At 40.2% G+C, this 16,336-nt stretch carries 14 protein-coding genes; 7 read left to right on the top strand and 7 right to left on the bottom strand.

The features are described 5' to 3' along the window. Positions 1–174 precede the first annotated feature (174 nt). From cysQ to VYM24_RS21785, 7 genes are all read left to right on the top strand, one after another. On the top strand, positions 175–993 hold the full coding sequence (gene cysQ, locus VYM24_RS21815) for a 3'(2'),5'-bisphosphate nucleotidase CysQ (RefSeq protein ID WP_330940936.1): 819 nt from the start codon (positions 175–177) through the stop codon (positions 991–993). Positions 994–1,014: 21 nt separating this feature from the next. Next, the gene (locus VYM24_RS21810) at positions 1,015–2,568 is read left to right on the top strand and encodes an SLC13 family permease (protein WP_291548988.1); all 1,554 of its coding nucleotides are present in this window, start codon (positions 1,015–1,017) and stop codon (positions 2,566–2,568) included. 10 nt (positions 2,569–2,578) lie between these two features. Beyond that, a complete protein-coding gene (gene cysC, locus VYM24_RS21805) occupies positions 2,579–3,184 on the top strand; it encodes an adenylyl-sulfate kinase (protein WP_007214384.1) in 606 nt (201 codons plus the stop codon). An 11-nt stretch (positions 3,185–3,195) separates the two neighbouring features. Continuing rightward, a complete protein-coding gene (gene cysD / locus VYM24_RS21800; RefSeq protein WP_007214383.1) occupies positions 3,196–4,104 on the top strand; it encodes a sulfate adenylyltransferase subunit CysD in 909 nt (302 codons plus the stop codon). Between the two features lie 104 nt (positions 4,105–4,208). Next, a complete protein-coding gene (gene cysN / locus VYM24_RS21795) occupies positions 4,209–5,672 on the top strand; it encodes a sulfate adenylyltransferase subunit CysN (RefSeq protein ID WP_291548990.1) in 1,464 nt (487 codons plus the stop codon). Between the two features lie 12 nt (positions 5,673–5,684). Then, on the top strand, positions 5,685–6,791 hold the full coding sequence (locus tag VYM24_RS21790; RefSeq protein ID WP_299096382.1) for a cholesterol-responsive sulfotransferase: 1,107 nt from the start codon (positions 5,685–5,687) through the stop codon (positions 6,789–6,791). Positions 6,792–6,809: 18 nt separating this feature from the next. Beyond that, positions 6,810–7,781 carry a PCMD domain-containing protein gene (locus tag VYM24_RS21785; protein WP_291548992.1) on the top strand — a complete coding sequence of 324 codons (972 nt, stop codon included), beginning with the start codon at positions 6,810–6,812 and terminating at the stop codon, positions 7,779–7,781. Between the two features lie 78 nt (positions 7,782–7,859). Here the strand turns inward: VYM24_RS21785 and VYM24_RS21780 are convergent, their stop codons facing one another. From VYM24_RS21780 to VYM24_RS21750, 7 genes are all read right to left on the bottom strand, one after another. Further along, positions 7,860–8,606 carry a YjbH domain-containing protein gene (locus VYM24_RS21780; protein WP_291548994.1) on the bottom strand — a complete coding sequence of 249 codons (747 nt, stop codon included), beginning with the start codon at positions 8,604–8,606 and terminating at the stop codon, positions 7,860–7,862. 123 nt (positions 8,607–8,729) lie between these two features. Further along, positions 8,730–9,893 (bottom strand): OmpA family protein, encoded by a 1,164-nt coding sequence (locus tag VYM24_RS21775; RefSeq protein ID WP_299096385.1) that lies wholly within the window; start codon positions 9,891–9,893, stop codon positions 8,730–8,732. Between the two features lie 65 nt (positions 9,894–9,958). Further along, entirely contained in the window at positions 9,959–10,912 is a 954-nt protein-coding gene (locus VYM24_RS21770; protein ID WP_330940935.1) for a DUF3869 domain-containing protein, read from the bottom strand. A gap of 11 nt (positions 10,913–10,923) precedes the next feature. Continuing rightward, positions 10,924–11,859 carry a hypothetical protein gene (locus VYM24_RS21765; RefSeq protein WP_299096389.1) on the bottom strand — a complete coding sequence of 312 codons (936 nt, stop codon included), beginning with the start codon at positions 11,857–11,859 and terminating at the stop codon, positions 10,924–10,926. 424 nt (positions 11,860–12,283) lie between these two features. Then, a complete protein-coding gene (locus tag VYM24_RS21760) occupies positions 12,284–13,405 on the bottom strand; it encodes an OmpA family protein (RefSeq protein ID WP_299096391.1) in 1,122 nt (373 codons plus the stop codon). A gap of 51 nt (positions 13,406–13,456) precedes the next feature. Next, entirely contained in the window at positions 13,457–14,206 is a 750-nt protein-coding gene (locus VYM24_RS21755; RefSeq protein WP_299096393.1) for a YjbH domain-containing protein, read from the bottom strand. 48 nt (positions 14,207–14,254) lie between these two features. Continuing rightward, a complete protein-coding gene (locus VYM24_RS21750; protein ID WP_330940934.1) occupies positions 14,255–16,300 on the bottom strand; it encodes a hypothetical protein in 2,046 nt (681 codons plus the stop codon). Positions 16,301–16,336 lie beyond the last annotated feature (36 nt).

Below are 16,336 nucleotides of genomic sequence, written 5' to 3'. Positions count from 1 at the left end.
TGAATCGAAAAAGGAACTTCAACGTTTGGAGTTCCTTTTTCGATTTATTGATTGTGAAAAGTGCTTATAAATGTATTAGGTAGTTTAAAAGAAGTTATAAAACGAAGCTCGGAAACTTTTGAGGATGAAAAAGTTTTTAATTTTGCGCACTATGTGTAAGTATAGATACCATATATGGAACAAAAATATATATTAAGCGCAATAGATGCTGCTCTGCAAGCCGGTGCAGACATTCTTTCCATCTATAATGACCCGGCATCGGACTTTGAAATAGAAAAAAAAGCGGATAACTCCCCTTTAACCATTGCGGATCGCAAGGCACATGAAACGATTACCGGTTTTCTGTGCGATACTCCTTTTCCCATTCTGAGTGAAGAAGGGAAACATTTACCCTATGCAGAACGCTGTGGATGGGATGCTTTGTGGATTGTAGATCCTCTGGACGGTACCAAGGAGTTTATTAAACGAAATGGGGAGTTTACTGTAAATATCGCATGGGTTAATCATTCAGTACCCGTAATGGGAGTTATTTATCTTCCTGTGAAACAGGAGCTTTATTTTGCAGAAGAAAGCATTGGGGCATACAAACTCTCCAATGTAACTTCTTGCGGAAATGCTTCACTGGATGAATTGATTGCATCCGCTACCCGTCTGCCTTCTGCTACCGAAAGAGGTGAATTTGTAATCGTGGCTTCCCGTTCGCATCTAACTCCGGAGACGGAGGCTTATATCGAAGAAATGAAGCGTCAACACTCGGAAGTAGAACTTATATCTAGTGGTAGTTCCATTAAAATCTGCCTTGTAGCCGAAGGAAAGGCGGATGTATATCCTCGTTTTGCACCTACCATGGAATGGGATACGGCAGCAGGACATGCTATTGCACGTGCTGCCGGATTGGAAGTTTATCAGGCTGGAAAAGAAGAGCCGCTTTGTTACAATAAAGAGAATTTACTGAATCCGTGGTTTGTGGTGGAACCTAAGCAAATGAAATAGTAACAAGATACAGTATAATGTATGACATTTGAGATAATATTTGTGCTATTGGCACTTTTGGGCATGGTGGTGGCATTGGCATTGGATAAAATGCGTCCCGGCATGGTGCTATTTTCCGTTGTAGTTTTGTTCTTATGTGCCGGCATCCTGACACCCAAAGAGATGCTGGAAGGTTTTAGTAATAAAGGAATGATTACCGTAGCTATGCTATTTTTGGTCAGTGAGGGTATTCGTCAGTCCGGGGCATTAGGACAGGTTATCAAAAAGTTGCTTCCTCAGGGCAAGACGACTGTGTTTAAAGCCCAATTTCGTATGCTTCCCACTATCTCCTTTATTTCTGCTTTTCTTAATAATACCCCTGTTGTTGTAATATTTGCTCCGATAATCAAGCGTTGGGCAGAGTCGGTAAAATTACCTGCTACCAAGTTTTTGATACCTCTTTCTTATGTGACTATTCTGGGGGGTATATGTACTCTTATCGGAACTTCTACTAACTTGGTAGTACACGGCATGATATTAGAAGCAGGTTATGAAGGATTTACTATGTTTGAATTAGGCAAAGTGGGTATTTTCATAGCTATAGCTGGAATTATTTATTTATTTCTATTTTCTTCTAAACTCTTGCCGGATGTTCGTACGGATGCTGTGAAGCAAGATGACGAACCGGAAGAAGATGTTGGTTTGCATCGGGTTGAGGCTGTACTTGGTCCTCGTTTTCCTGGTATTAACAAGAAGTTGGGAGAGTTTAATTTTCAGCGTCACTATGGAGCAGCTGTTAAGGAAATAAAGCGGAGCGGACAAAGTATTACTGAGAATCTGGATAATGAGGTTTTGCGTGAGGGTGATACATTAGTGGTGATGGCGGATGATTCTTTTGTTCAAACTTGGGGAGAGTCTTCCGTGTTCGTTTTGTTGGCCAATGGCAAAGATAACGAACCGGTTCCCGGAAAGGGGAAACGTTGGTTTGCCCTTTTATTACTGATATTGATGATTACCGGAGCTACGGTAGGCGAGCTGCCGGTTGTGAAGGAGGCATTCCCGAATATCAAGTTGGATATGTTTTTCTTTGTTTCTGTGACTACTATCATTATGGCATGGACTAAAATTTTTCCGGCCCGTAAGTACACTAAATACATTTCATGGGATATCCTGATAACAATTGCGTGTGCTTTTGCCATCAGTAAAGCAATGGTTAATTCCGGTGTGGCAGATGTAGTGGCAAGTTATATCATCGGTATGACTGAACATTACGGTCCTCAGGTGTTACTGGCAGCTGTATTTATCATTACGAACTTGTTTACCGAATTGATAACCAATAATGCCGCTGCTGCATTAGCTTTCCCATTGGCGCTCTCCATTTCTTCACAGATGGGTGTCAGCCCTATGCCTTTCTTTGTAGTGATCTGTATGGCTGCCTCTGCCAGTTTCTCTACACCTATCGGTTATCAGACAAATTTGATTGTGCAAGGTATTGGAAACTATAAGTTCACTGATTTTGTCCGTATCGGATTGCCGCTGAATATTATAGCTTTTTTGATATCCATATTCCTTATTCCATTAATTTGGCCCTTTTAATAATTAGATTATGACAGACAATAATATATATCCGATTTTTGATAGGATGTTGTCGAGAGAGGATAAAGAAGAACTTCTCGGTCAGCATAGTGTGATGATATGGTTTACCGGATTGAGCGGTTCCGGTAAAAGTACGATAGCTATTGCTTTGGAGCGCGAATTGCATAAGCGAGGTTTGCTCTGCCGCATTCTGGACGGAGATAATATCCGTAGCGGCATCAATAATAATTTGGGCTTTACTGAAGCTGATCGCGTAGAAAATATCCGCCGTATTGCAGAAGTCTCCAAACTTTTTATTGATTCAGGCATTATAACTATTGCCGCTTTTATCAGTCCTAACAATGATATCCGTGAAATGGCGGCTAATATTATCGGGCAGGAGGACTTCTATGAAGTGTATGTAAGTACCCCTTTGACTGAGTGTGAGCGTAGGGATGTAAAGGGGCTGTACGCAAAGGCACGCCGGGGAGAGATTAAAAATTTTACGGGGATTTCCGCTCCGTTTGAAGCACCCCTTCATCCGGCATTGACGTTAGATACCTCAAAGCTCAGTCTGGAAGAATCAGTCAACCAACTGCTCGACCTCATTTTACCAAAAATACAGATTAAAAAGTGATTATATAAAAAATGGAAGAATATAAATTAAGCCATCTGAAAGAACTCGAAGCAGAGTCTATTCATATCATCCGTGAAGTGGCAGCGGAATTTGAAAATCCGGTGATGCTTTATAGTATTGGAAAAGACTCTTCGGTAATGGTTCGCCTTGCCGAAAAAGCCTTTTATCCGGGTAAAGTACCCTTCCCGTTGATGCATATCGATTCGAAGTGGAAATTTAAGGAAATGATTCAATTCCGCGATGAGTATGCCAAAAAGCATGGCTGGAATCTGATCGTAGAAAGTAATATGGAAGCTTTTCATGCAGGTGTAGGACCGTTTACTCATGGAAGTAAAGTACACACAGACTTGATGAAAACTAAGGCTCTTCTGAGTGCTTTGGATAAATATAAATTTGACGCAGCTTTTGGGGGTGCCCGTCGTGACGAAGAGAAATCACGTGCGAAAGAACGTATTTTTTCTTTTCGTGATAAGTTCCACCAATGGGACCCGAAGAACCAACGTCCGGAATTGTGGGATATCTACAATGCCCGTGTGCATAAGGGAGAAAGCATTCGTGTGTTCCCGTTGAGTAACTGGACGGAGCTGGATATCTGGCAATACATTCGTTTGGAAAATATTCCTATTGTTCCGTTGTATTATGCCAAGGAGCGTCCGTGCGTAGAAATTGATGGTAATTTGATTATGGCAGATGATGACCGCCTGCCTGAAAAATATCGTGATCAGATAAAGATGAAAATGGTACGTTTCCGTACGTTGGGCTGTTGGCCGTTGACCGGTGCGGTAGAGAGCAATGCGGATACGATTGAGACAATTGTAGAGGAGATGATGACTACCACCAAGAGTGAGCGTACCACCCGTGTAATCGACTTTGATCAGGATGCCAGTATGGAGCAGAAAAAGCGTGAGGGATACTTTTAAGAATTAAGAATTAAAACCTGAGGATTGGAATTTTAAACCTGACCTTTAGAACTTTAATGCTTAGGTTTAAGAAGATAAAGGTGACAATTAAAAAGTAAAAAGTGATGGAGAATAACTCTAAACTAAATATCAAGGAGTTTCTGGATAAAGACGAGCAGAAAGACTTACTCCGCTTTCTGACTGCCGGTTCGGTGGATGATGGAAAATCTACGCTGATCGGGCGTTTGTTGTTTGATAGCAAGAAATTGTATGAAGACCAGTTAGATGCATTGGAACGTGATAGTAAGCGTATGGGAAATGCCGGTGATCACATTGATTACGCATTGCTGCTGGATGGTCTGAAAGCAGAACGTGAACAAGGTATCACGATTGATGTGGCATATCGATATTTCTCTACTAATAATCGTAAATTCATCATTGCTGATACTCCGGGACACGAGCAATATACGCGTAATATGATTACCGGCGGTTCAACGGCTAATCTGGCTATCATTCTTGTAGATGCCCGTACCGGTGTCATTACACAGACGCGTCGTCATTCTTTTCTGGTGTCTTTGTTGGGCATTAAGCATGTGGTGCTGGCTGTTAATAAAATGGACTTGGTAGGCTTCTCTGAGGAGCGCTTTAATGAAATCGTTAAAGAGTATAAACAGTTTATTGCACCATTGGGTATTCCTGATGTGACTTGTATTCCGCTCTCCGCTTTGGATGGCGATAATGTAGTGGAGAGGTCTGAACGCACTCCATGGTACTATGGCATTTCTTTGCTCGATTTCTTGGAGACTGTCCATATTGATAACGATCATAACCTGTCGGACTTCCGTTTTCCGGTACAGTACGTATTGCGCCCTAATCTTGATTTCCGTGGTTTTTGCGGTAAAGTTGCATCAGGGATCGTACGTAAAGGGGATGAAGTGATAGCGTTACCTTCAGGTAAAAAATCACGTGTTAAGAGCATTGTTACGTATGACGATGAACTGGATTACGCTTTTCCGCCTCAATCCGTGACTTTAACGCTGGAAGATGAGATTGACGTATCAAGAGGAGAAATGTTGGTACATCCTGATAATTTGCCGGTTGTAGATCGTAATTTTGAGGCCATGCTGGTGTGGATGGATGAAGAACCGATGGATCTCAATAAATCCTTCTTCATCAAGCAGACTACTAATTTGAGCCGTTCACGTATCAGTAATATTAAATATAAAGTTGATGTTAATACGATGGATCAGTTGTCCGTTGATAATGGACGATTGACGCCTGATGATCTGCCTATGCAGTTAAATCAGATAGCCCGTGTTGTTCTTACTACTGCCAAAGAATTATTCTTTGATCCTTATCAAGAAAATAAGGCAACAGGTGCATTCATTCTGATTGATCCGATTACCAATAATACCAGTGCTGTCGGTATGATTATCGATAGGGTAGAGGATAAGGATATACATTTTTCTGAAGATCTTCCGGTTTTGAACTTACCGAAGTTAGAAATAGCTCCCGAACACTATGAAGCTATAGAAAAAGCGGTGAAAGATCTGAAGCGCCAAGGTATTGAAGTGAAAATAATCAAATAATGTACCATAATTATGGGTTTACTGGAATTTAATAAACTCCCTATAAATACTTTGGTGGGAGCTGATTGGAAAACATTTAATGCTATTACGAAAGGACGGGAAATTGATGCGGCATACAAAGGCAAATACCGTTTGACTAAGGCGGTGTGTCGTCTGCTTTCTACACTGGCTCCTTTGCAGAACGCACGTTATGAGAAACGGTTGGCATCCCAGCCGTTAGAGCATGATCCGGTATTCATTCTTGGCCATTGGCGCAGCGGGACGACCTTTGTGCATAATGTCTTCTCATGTGACAAGCATTTTGGCTATAATACTACTTACCAAACTGTATTTCCGCATCTGATGATGTGGGGACAGCCTTTCTTCAAGAAGAACATGAGCTGGCTGATGCCTGATAAGCGTCCTACAGATAACATGGAACTTGCTGTAGATCTGCCACAGGAAGAAGAATTTGCACTTGCCAATATGATGCCTTATACCTATTATAACTTTTGGTTCCTCCCAAAGTATCAGCAGGAATATGCAGATAAATATTTGCTGTTCGATGATATAACGGAAAAGGAACTGAAGCTTTTTGAAGAAGTATTTATCAAGTTGATTAAGATATCATTGTGGAATACTAACGGAACACAGTTCTTGAGTAAGAATCCGCCCCATACGGGACGTGTGAAAGAGCTGGTCAAAATGTTCCCCAATGCTAAATTTATCTATCTGATGCGTAATCCTTATACGGTGTTCGAGAGTACCCGAAGTTTCTTCACGAATACAATCCAACCATTGAAGTTGCAGGACATCAGTAATGACGAAATTGAAAAGAATATTCTTTCTATTTATGCCAAACTGTATCATAAATACGAGGCTGATAAATCTTGTATTCCTGCCGGTAATCTGGTGGAAGTGAAGTTCGAAGATTTCGAAGCGGATGCTATGGGGATGACTGAGCAGATTTATCGTGACTTGTCTATTCCCGGATTTGCTGAAGCGCGCAATGATATAGAAAAGTATGTAGGTGGAAAGAAGGGATATAAGAAGAATAAATATAAATATGATGATCGCACCGTGCAATTGGTTCAGGATAATTGGAACTTTGCATTGGAGCAGTGGAAATATGAACTTTAATTAAAAAAAGCTAATGAGATGATGCAGAAGAAAATTTGTATGTACGGTTTGCTATCCGCTTTTTTATGTTGCGGAACGGCACTTGCACAGCAACAACATACTGTGGAGATGATTCCATTTGGCGATATGAACCAGTGGGTAGACCGACAGATTAAAGAGTCGAGCATTATCGGTGGCGCCATGAAGAATGTGTATGCTATCGGACCGACTGAAACTATTCGTGAGAATAAGGCCTATAAGAATATGGGCGGTTCGCCGTGGGCAACTTCCAATGTGATGGCACGTGTGGCCGGCATTACTAAAACCAACACTTCTGTGTTTCCGGAGAAGCGTGGAGATGGTTATTGTGCCCGTATGGATACCCGTATGGAGAGTGTGAAAGTTTTGGGAATTGTTGATATCACAGTGCTTGCTGCCGGATCAATGTTTTTGGGGGAAGTGCATGAGCCAATTAAAGGGACTAAGAATCCGCAGAAAATGCTGAATTCCGGTATTCCTTTTACCAAGAAACCCATTGCTGTACAGTTTGATTATAAGGTGAAGATGTCTGACAGAGAGAAGCGTATCCGCGCTACCGGCTTTAGCCGTATTACGGATGTGGACGGTAAAGACTTTCCGGAGGTAAATCTTTTCTTGCAGAAACGTTGGGAAGATAAGGATGGTAATATATTTGCCAAACGTGTGGGAACTATGGTGGTGCGCTATTACAATACTACTCCCGATTGGCGTGATAATGCCACTTATTCAATCATGTACGGTGACATAACTGGTGATCCAGCTTATAAGCCACACATGATGCGTCTTCAGGTAGAGGAACGTTATGCTATAAATAGTAAAGGTGAAAGTGTTCCTGTGAAGGAGGTAGCGTGGGGAACGGAAGAAGACGCACCTACTCATTTATTATTGCAATTTACTTCCAGTCATGGAGGAGCCTATATCGGTTCTCCGGGTAATTCGCTTTGGATTGATAATGTGAAATTGGTATATTGATTTATATTATTTAATTCAAAAAAATCCCCTTGTTACACAAACTTGTGTGACAGGGGGGAACTTTTTCCAACTAATGTTCTATTTCAGATAGACTTTGTAGGTTAATCCACCGCTGAAATATTTCATATTTTGCATTTCTATCTGCATGTGCACATGGTTGAATAGCAGGTAAGTGATGCCTAAGGCAAAATCTTTAGAATCATATTCCGCAATGGCTCTCAATTGTGGGTGGAAAGACGGGGAGTAAGTGATACCGGCCGCTATTCCGTTTAATTTATATTCCTTTCGCTTATTATATAAATAAGAAAGATGTATTCCGATTTCTTCTTTTCCTATTGGTAGATGCTTGGTTGCGGCAATATAGAATCGGCTATAGTATCCGTTTCCTTCTGTTGAACTTATTACACCACCACCGGAAGAAGTGAAAGGATCGGAGGTACCTAAAACCACAGCAGGCATGTATTTCCAAAATTGTCCTTCTTTCAAAGCCCGTAGCCGGACAGAAAAATATCTGTCTTGATTGGTAAATCCTGAATAACCATACGGCTTTAATCCCAGTGCTTCAGCTTTGAAAAGCGTACATGTATATGCTACTTCCAGCCAGGGAAAAAAGGTTATATTTAAATAATAATTATAGGTGTGATAGTACCAAGTGGGAGGTGTCAACTCTTTATTCATGAAGTTTCCGCCAATCATGAAAGTCTTGTCACGTTGCATTTCCGCAGAAGGGGCATGTAACAATCCGGTTGTGCCGTATGTCAATTGCGCAGAAAGCATGAAAGGAAAAAAAGCAAACCAAACGATAAGCAACAGTTTGAATTTCATAATTGAAAAACAGTTTCGGGTATTATGATTAACACATGTGTGTGGATTTGTATTTTAAAAAAGAAGGCGTCCGGAATTCTCAGACGCCTTCATCTTTAGAGATTTCTCAGTTTCCTGAGTGGATTATTCCAAAATTACTACACGGTTCAAATAGTTCTTACCGAACATGTTTGCAGTACCACCGAATCCAACGAGTTCAAGCTGATCTTTGCTTACACCTTCTTTGATCAATGCATCGTAAACAGCCTGAGCACGTTTTTCAGACAACTTCTGGTTCCAGGAAGCGCTACCCGTAGCCTTGTCAGCATAACCGGCGACTTTATACTTCTTATCCGGGTTAGCCTTCAGAATCTTAGCAGCCAACTGGATGTTAACCATACCGTAATCATCGATACGAGCGCTACCAATCTTGAAGAAGATGGCACGAGGACCGGCAACTTCAATTTCTTTCACTACTTCCTTAGTTACAGGCTTAGCGTTAGCCAAAGCGTTCTTAGCGTTAGCCAAGTCAGCCTGAGCCTGTGCCAGTTCGCTTCTGTATTTATTTACTTCTCGGTTGATAGCATCTTGATCAACAGCTGCATTAGAAACAAATTTCTTACCACCAAATGTGTAGATAGCACCGATATTTAAACGACCGGTGGATTCTGCTTTACGACAATCGCTTCCATTACCGAAGATGGAGGGAGTTACACCGAAACGACCTTCTAATGTGATTGCCAGCTTATTAGATACGTTATATCCCAATCCCAATCCGACAGTTGCGCCAAAGCGAGCTTTAACGCCATGTGAATTGAAATATGATTCGGGAGTTAACGTAATATCTGTTGTAGTTCCAGGAGTTAAATCAATATCTCCACCACCATTATAAACAACTACACCATCTACTGCCGTAGCGATGTTCATGGTAGGACCACCAAACAAGTATACATCCACTGCACGATTTACGTTCTTGTTACCAAAGAGGCTGTTCAGGTTCAGCATTGCATCCAGATTGATTTCTCCAAACTTTTTGCAATAGTTACTATAGCCGGTATTTTGTTTCTCCAGACTTTGCCATGCAGCACTTGCCACACCACGGATACCCCAAGTCGGAGTCAGATATTTACCAACCTGAACGTTGATGTTGAGAGTAGGTGAGTTAAGACCGTCATTGAAGACCGTCATTGCCCCCACACCGCCACCGATAAATATATTATCGCTTGCTTTCTGCTTCTCTTGTGCATCAACAGTGGCTGTATTTGCGCCCGCCAAGAGAAGAGATAATATTAAAAATCTATATTTCATTTTCTTTTTTTCAGGGTAAATAATACGTTTTTTTAAATAGGTTACTAAATGCCTATTCATTCTATTTATTTATTACCGATACCACCGCCAGCGTTTGCATCGTCACCATGACCGTGACCATGACCATGACCAATTTCTACACCTTCGGCAGTTGCTTTAATTTCGTTGTTAGCTACTACTAATTGTTCACCTTCCACTTCGTATGTTTCACCAGCAACTTTAGTGCTGAATTTCACACTATAAACATTAGATGTAGTTTGAATAGAGAAAGTAACGGATTTGGCAGCTTCCGTTAAAGTAAAAGTAACTGGTCTCAACTCTTTCTTTGCGCTAGTAGGAAGGGCATCAATTGTAGCACGAAGATTTTTCTTAGCTATCAACAGGTTTGCTTTTGCTTCTTCATCTTCACCTGCACGAGTTGTAGGACCTGTTAATGCTTCAACAGCTTTCAGAAGTTTTGTCTTTTGTTCAGCTGTATAAAATTCACCAAAAGGAACTTCTACATCAAGAGTATAAGGTGTATTAGCTTTAAACTCATCTGCGTAAGTTTTTGTTTCTTCGCCTTTGACAGGATCTTTTCCTTCCACGGGATTACCTTGTTCAGGTATTTGGACGGGATCTTCTACTGCTGACAAAACAAAACTAACGGGTATGATATTATAAGCACCCTTTACAGGAGCAGGTATATTTACAGTCTTTACTACTGTATTATATCCATCCTTTTTAGCCGTTACTGTAATATCTGCAGCAGTTTTATATTCGATAGTTTTGTTAAGGACATTTCCACTTGCATCTGTGAAAGTTACACCCTCCAAAGTATTTCCACTTGCTGATGTAGCACTCAAAGTTACAACAAATACTCCTTCTCCCAGATCTACTTCCGGTACAGTAATATTAATATCAGGAACATTTACGTTGAAATCTTCCTTTTCGCAACCAGCCAGTGTAAAACCAGCTACAATAGTTAAAGCCAATGCTCCTTTAGCATAAAGGCCATTCAAAAAACTTTTCTTTTTCATCTCAAATAAAATTAAAAATTTAGTAATTCCGATTTAATAAAATATGGGTTATATTGATTTCTTTTCAGTACATTGTCATCAGCCCTTGTATGAGGCATCAGATAATATTTTGATTCGTTTCCGGCATTATAACTTATCCCAGTCCCAAAACCTGTAGATACTCTTGGCATATATCCGTGTCGTTTATATCGATAAGGGGGAAGTGCAACGGATATTCTGAATCCTCCGTTTAATTTAGCCTTATCCGACTTTTCCGCATAAAAGCCCACCGCCGCATATCTGAAATATCTTATCATTTCTATTGTCACTCCTACATCTTTTAACAGATATTGCTCTGCTCGAAGTTTAAATTCCGTATTATACTTACTCCAATAAAAATTACTGCCTACAGACCAATACCATCTCGTTTCTCCGTTATATCGGAAAGAACTGAAATTATTGAAATATCCAATTCCTACCAATCCGAATTTCCCCTCCAAAGAGAAACGTTCATCTTTCAAAGGATGAAATATGCTTGCTTCCGCTCCATAACAATTGGTATCAAATACTCCAACTACTGTTTTAAACCATACATTGTGTGGCAATCGTACACTTTGGTCTAAAGTCAGATATCCCCACCGTATGTTTTTCATGGCACCGTTATATCCGTCGTTATATACCGGAAATATAACCTGTGCAGTCAATCTACTTCCTTTCCATAACGAAATCTCAATTGCCGGACTTACTTCCAGACACGCTTGATAGATTTGCGTTATGATAAGATTCTTAAAATAAAGCTGTGGATATACTAAAATGTCCACCTTAAACAAAGAACTATTCTTCCTCTCTATTTTCCTTGCTTTCTTCCACGCTCCACCTAAGTCATAACTAACATTCCAATCCTGACGGCTTGCTTCCGGAACACTATCACCGATTATCGGCTTATAATAGAGAGAAATCTGAGGCACATTATTGTCTAAAACAATTACTCGGCATGGCTTTTTATCCGGAACTGGGAGAGGTATCGTTTAATCTATTTCTATTTTATAATGCGCTGATAATCAAATGACAATTCATTATTTATAAAAAGTAAAATATTGAGATATTTGCCGCTTTTCATATTATACAAAGCTTTATTGTTACCTGTTTGTTTCTTAATTCGTTTGTTGTATTTAATAATTATTTAATTATATATTTATCAAAAAAAATCATTGAAGGACTTCTTAATGTAAATAATTGATATTTCCTAATTATATTCTAATATTGCCACATAAATAATTTCATTACCAACCAGTAATTACTTGATTTCTTTATAACAAAAAAGGTGTCTAGCAATAGCTAAACACCTTTTCTATTTTATAGAATTTCTATTATATTATAAGAAATCTTATCTTATTCCAGGATTACGACTCGATTTAAATAGTTCTTACCGAACATGTTAGCAGTACCACCGAATCCAACGAGTTCAAGTTGATCCTTATCAACGCCTTCCTTAATCAATGCGTCGTAAACAGCCTGAGCGCGTTTTTCAGACAGCTTCTGGTTCCATGAAGCGCTACCCGTAGCCTTGTCAGCATAACCGGCAACTTTGTACTTCTTATCCGGATTAGCCTTCAGAATCTTAGCGGCCAACTGGATATTGACCACACCGTAATCATCGATACGGGCGCTACCAATCTTGAAGAAGATGGCACGAGGACCGGCAATTTCGATTTCTTTCATGACCTCCTTAGTCACAGGTTTAGAATTAGCCATGGCATTTTTAGCACTTGCTAGGTCAGCCTGAGCCTGAGCCAGTTCGCTTCTATACTTATTGATTTCATTGTTGATAGCATTCTGATCAACTTTTGCACCACAAGATATAAAGTTCTTACCGCCAAAAGTATAAGTAACACCTGCGGTCAGAGATACTGCACCATCCGTGTAGGCGCTGCTCTTATTCCCAAACATAGAAGGAGATACTTCACCTCTTGCCTCAATATTGATATCCAAATACTTGCTCACATTGAACTGTCCCATCAAACCTACAGAACCGTTAATCAAAGCATTTAATTTATCTTGCTCACCATAAGCCTTTGCAAAAGTCAATCCGGGACCTGCGAACACAGATAAAGTAAATAAGCGCTCCGGATTATATCCGCAAACAGAGTTAGACAGGTTATACATAGCATCTGCACGCAGAGTGAAATACTTCTTGTTCTTAACCTCAGCATAAACGCCTTTTATTTGTCCGCGCTCTGTATACAGTGTCGACCATAATCCGGCAACTTGTCCGCGAACTCCCCAGATAGGATTGAACAGTTTACCCACTGACACATGAATCAGTGGTGTGATGGCATGTCCGAAGCCATAATCAAAGTTGTCAGGATTAGCACATGCCTGAGCTCCTACACCAGCGCTTATAAAGATATTATCTTTAAATTTTTCGCTGTAGTATTTCTCTTTGGTCTGTGCAGTAGCTGTAAGAGCTAATCCCGCCAACATGATAGATACTATACCAAATTTACATTTCATTGTTTTTTCTATTTTAAAATGATTAACTCTATGCTTTTTCTGCCAGATTCTTTATTTCAACCGGAACTGGAAACATAATCCACCCGTGAAATATTTCATCTTTTGCAGTTCCACCTGTATATGCAGATGTTTTAAAAGCAAGTAAGTGGCTCCCAATGCAAAATCTTTTGAATCATACTCCGCAATCATTCTTAATTCAGGCACAAAAGTTGGATTATAACTAATACCCACCGCTATTCCATTCAGTTTATACTCTTTCCTTTTATTATATAAATAAGAAAGGTGTACTCCTATTTCTTCTTCTCCTATTGAAATATGCTTGGTGGCCGCTGCATAGAAACGACTATAATATCCGTTTCCTTCTGTAGAACCAATCGAGCCTCCTCCGGATGAAGTAAATGGATCTGATGTTCCGAAAACAATAGCTGGCATATACCTCCAGAATTGTCCTTCTTTCAAAGCCCGTAACCGGATAGAAAAATATCTATCCTGATTCGTGAATCCTGAATAGCCATAAGGCTTTAATCCTAAAGCTTCTGCCTTAAACAGGGTGCAAGTATAAGCAACTTCCATCCACGGCAGGATGGTAACATTCAAAAAATAATTGTACGTATGGTAGTACCACGTAGGAGGAGTTATCTCCTTATTCATAAAGTTTCCTCCCAGCATCACTGTCTTGTCCTTTTGCATCTCTGCCGAAGGAGCATGCAGTAAACCGGTAGTTCCATAAGTCAATTGAGCCGAAAGCATGGATGATACACTGATAAGCAGTGCCGCAATGAACATCCGTTTTATTCTCATTATGTATAATCCCATGCTTTAGGTTCAATTGCATTATTAAAAACAGGCTTATTCGAAATCGATAATACCACCGCCTGCATTCAAATCCTCACCATTGCCATGTCCATGAGTATGACCAATAGCATAATTTGCAGTCAGAGTTGTAGAGATAATCTTCTTAACTACTACTGTTACGTCTGTAGTTTTTTTGTTCTTATCAATTACATGAACAGTATATGATCTTCTTACTTGTTTTCTGACCATACTGAAGTCGTTAATTTGCTTGTATGCAGGAACTGAGATATCTACAGATAAAGCTGTTTTTGAGTAACTATTTTTCGGTGCAATGTTAGCATTGTCTTTCAGAATCATGTTTTTCAGCAACATTGTTACGTAAGATTTCGTTTCTGTATTCATGCCGGTCAAGGCAGCTTCAACAGCCAAGGCAGGAGTATTTCCATCATAAGCAGTTCCACCCATGTAGTTGCCTTTTACAGTAACTACAGCTGCTGCAGAGCCTGTATAGCAAGGCTTATTGATGATTTCAGCATCCAGCTTAACACTGTCTACAGGAACGATAGCTGATTCAAAACCGAAACGGAATTTAGAGAAGTGATTGATTTTACCAACGAAAGTGCCTGAAGTCATATCGTATTCAGCATAATTATTAGCATCAGCTGACCATACACCGGTTTTTTCGTTTTGATAAAGAACACCTAATACATAGTCAGGTTCTACAGTAACAGTAACCGGAGCCTGGAACTTAACTTCCAACGGCTGAGAGAATACGGTACCGCTGGGTTGTCCTTCGTAAGTACGTACAGCAGCGGTTGCCTTTTCAGTTTGTATATCGCGAGTCAGCTTGATTGCTTGAGCCTGGCCACCTACATAATAAACTTGCGTGTTAGCAGGTAATGTGATCTGGTCAGCAACAGTTTTAGTCTCTTGAGTCGTTTCACCTGTTGTTTCATCAATAACAGCTTCTGTAGATACAAGTTCTACTACGAGAGCCTCTTCTACTTTTACCACTGGAATATCAATTTTAGTAATATCCTCAATTCCTAGTTCCTCAGCAACTTTCTCGATATCTGCTTTTACTTCCGGTTCTTTAACATCTTCAACTTTCGTCGGCTCAGCTTTATCTACAGGTACTTCGATAGTCTGTTCACCACCCTTACTCGGATCTTCATCAGGGATATCACCGCTTTCAGCTTTCAAAACAACTTCAATGGAAGTCACAGAAGTAGCACCAGTTTCAACCAATTTCACAACTGTGGCTTTTGCTTGTGCAACATAACCTGCTTTTGAAACTGTAACAATAGCCAATGTTGTAGGAGTGATATGTTCAGCTGCTACTTCTATATTGAAATAACCACGATTATCAGTAGTGAGATCAGCTTTGAATTCACCAACTTCAACTTTTACAGTAGCGTCGGGCACAGCAGCATCTTTTTCATTGGTAACGAAGCCGCATACATAGTATTTAGACACCTTTGCAGCTTCCTCCTTTTGCATCAATACGGCAACTGTAGAAGTTACAATCTGGTCGCCTTCGCCTTCTTCTGCAGTAACAGGAGCTACGGTGATAGTAGCGTAAGCGTTTTTGTAACCCTCAGCTGTAAGAACAGCATAATAAGTGCCCGGTTGTACCCCTTCTACTGTGAATGTGTTGTTAACAACTACAATTGTACATCCTGGTATAACTACTGACGACAATTTTACAGCAGTGCTACTTTCATCAGTTGCAGTACCTTTTATGGTATATTTTACAGTTTTGTATGTCGGAGTATCATACCCTGGATACATAGCTACGTTAACTGTGTAGACAGCGGTTTTGCCATTTTCAATCTTTTCCACATAAACTGAAGTCGTGACAGTCTTGTAATCATCTTTAGTAACAGTCAGAACATTCAGCCCTTCTGTTGCATCTAAAGTATAAGTACCAGCAGCAGCAGTAGTACCGTTCACTTTGGCGCCAGACAACGGTTCTCCGGTAGAAGCATTAGAAACGACACCTGTAATTTTATATACCGGTTTCACTGTACTCGGTGCCTCTGTCGTTAATTCTTCTTTTTCGTAGCAGCTGGCGAACATGCCGCAGATTGCTACTAACATTAACGCTAATTTCACGTTAATACCAAACAAACTTTT

It is taken from the genome of Bacteroides sp. MSB163 (assembly GCF_036416795.1).
Lineage (GTDB): Bacteria > Bacteroidota > Bacteroidia > Bacteroidales > Bacteroidaceae > Bacteroides > Bacteroides maternus.
Note: the sequence above shows the minus strand (reverse complement) of the source record. Positions and strands in the feature narration are given on the sequence as shown.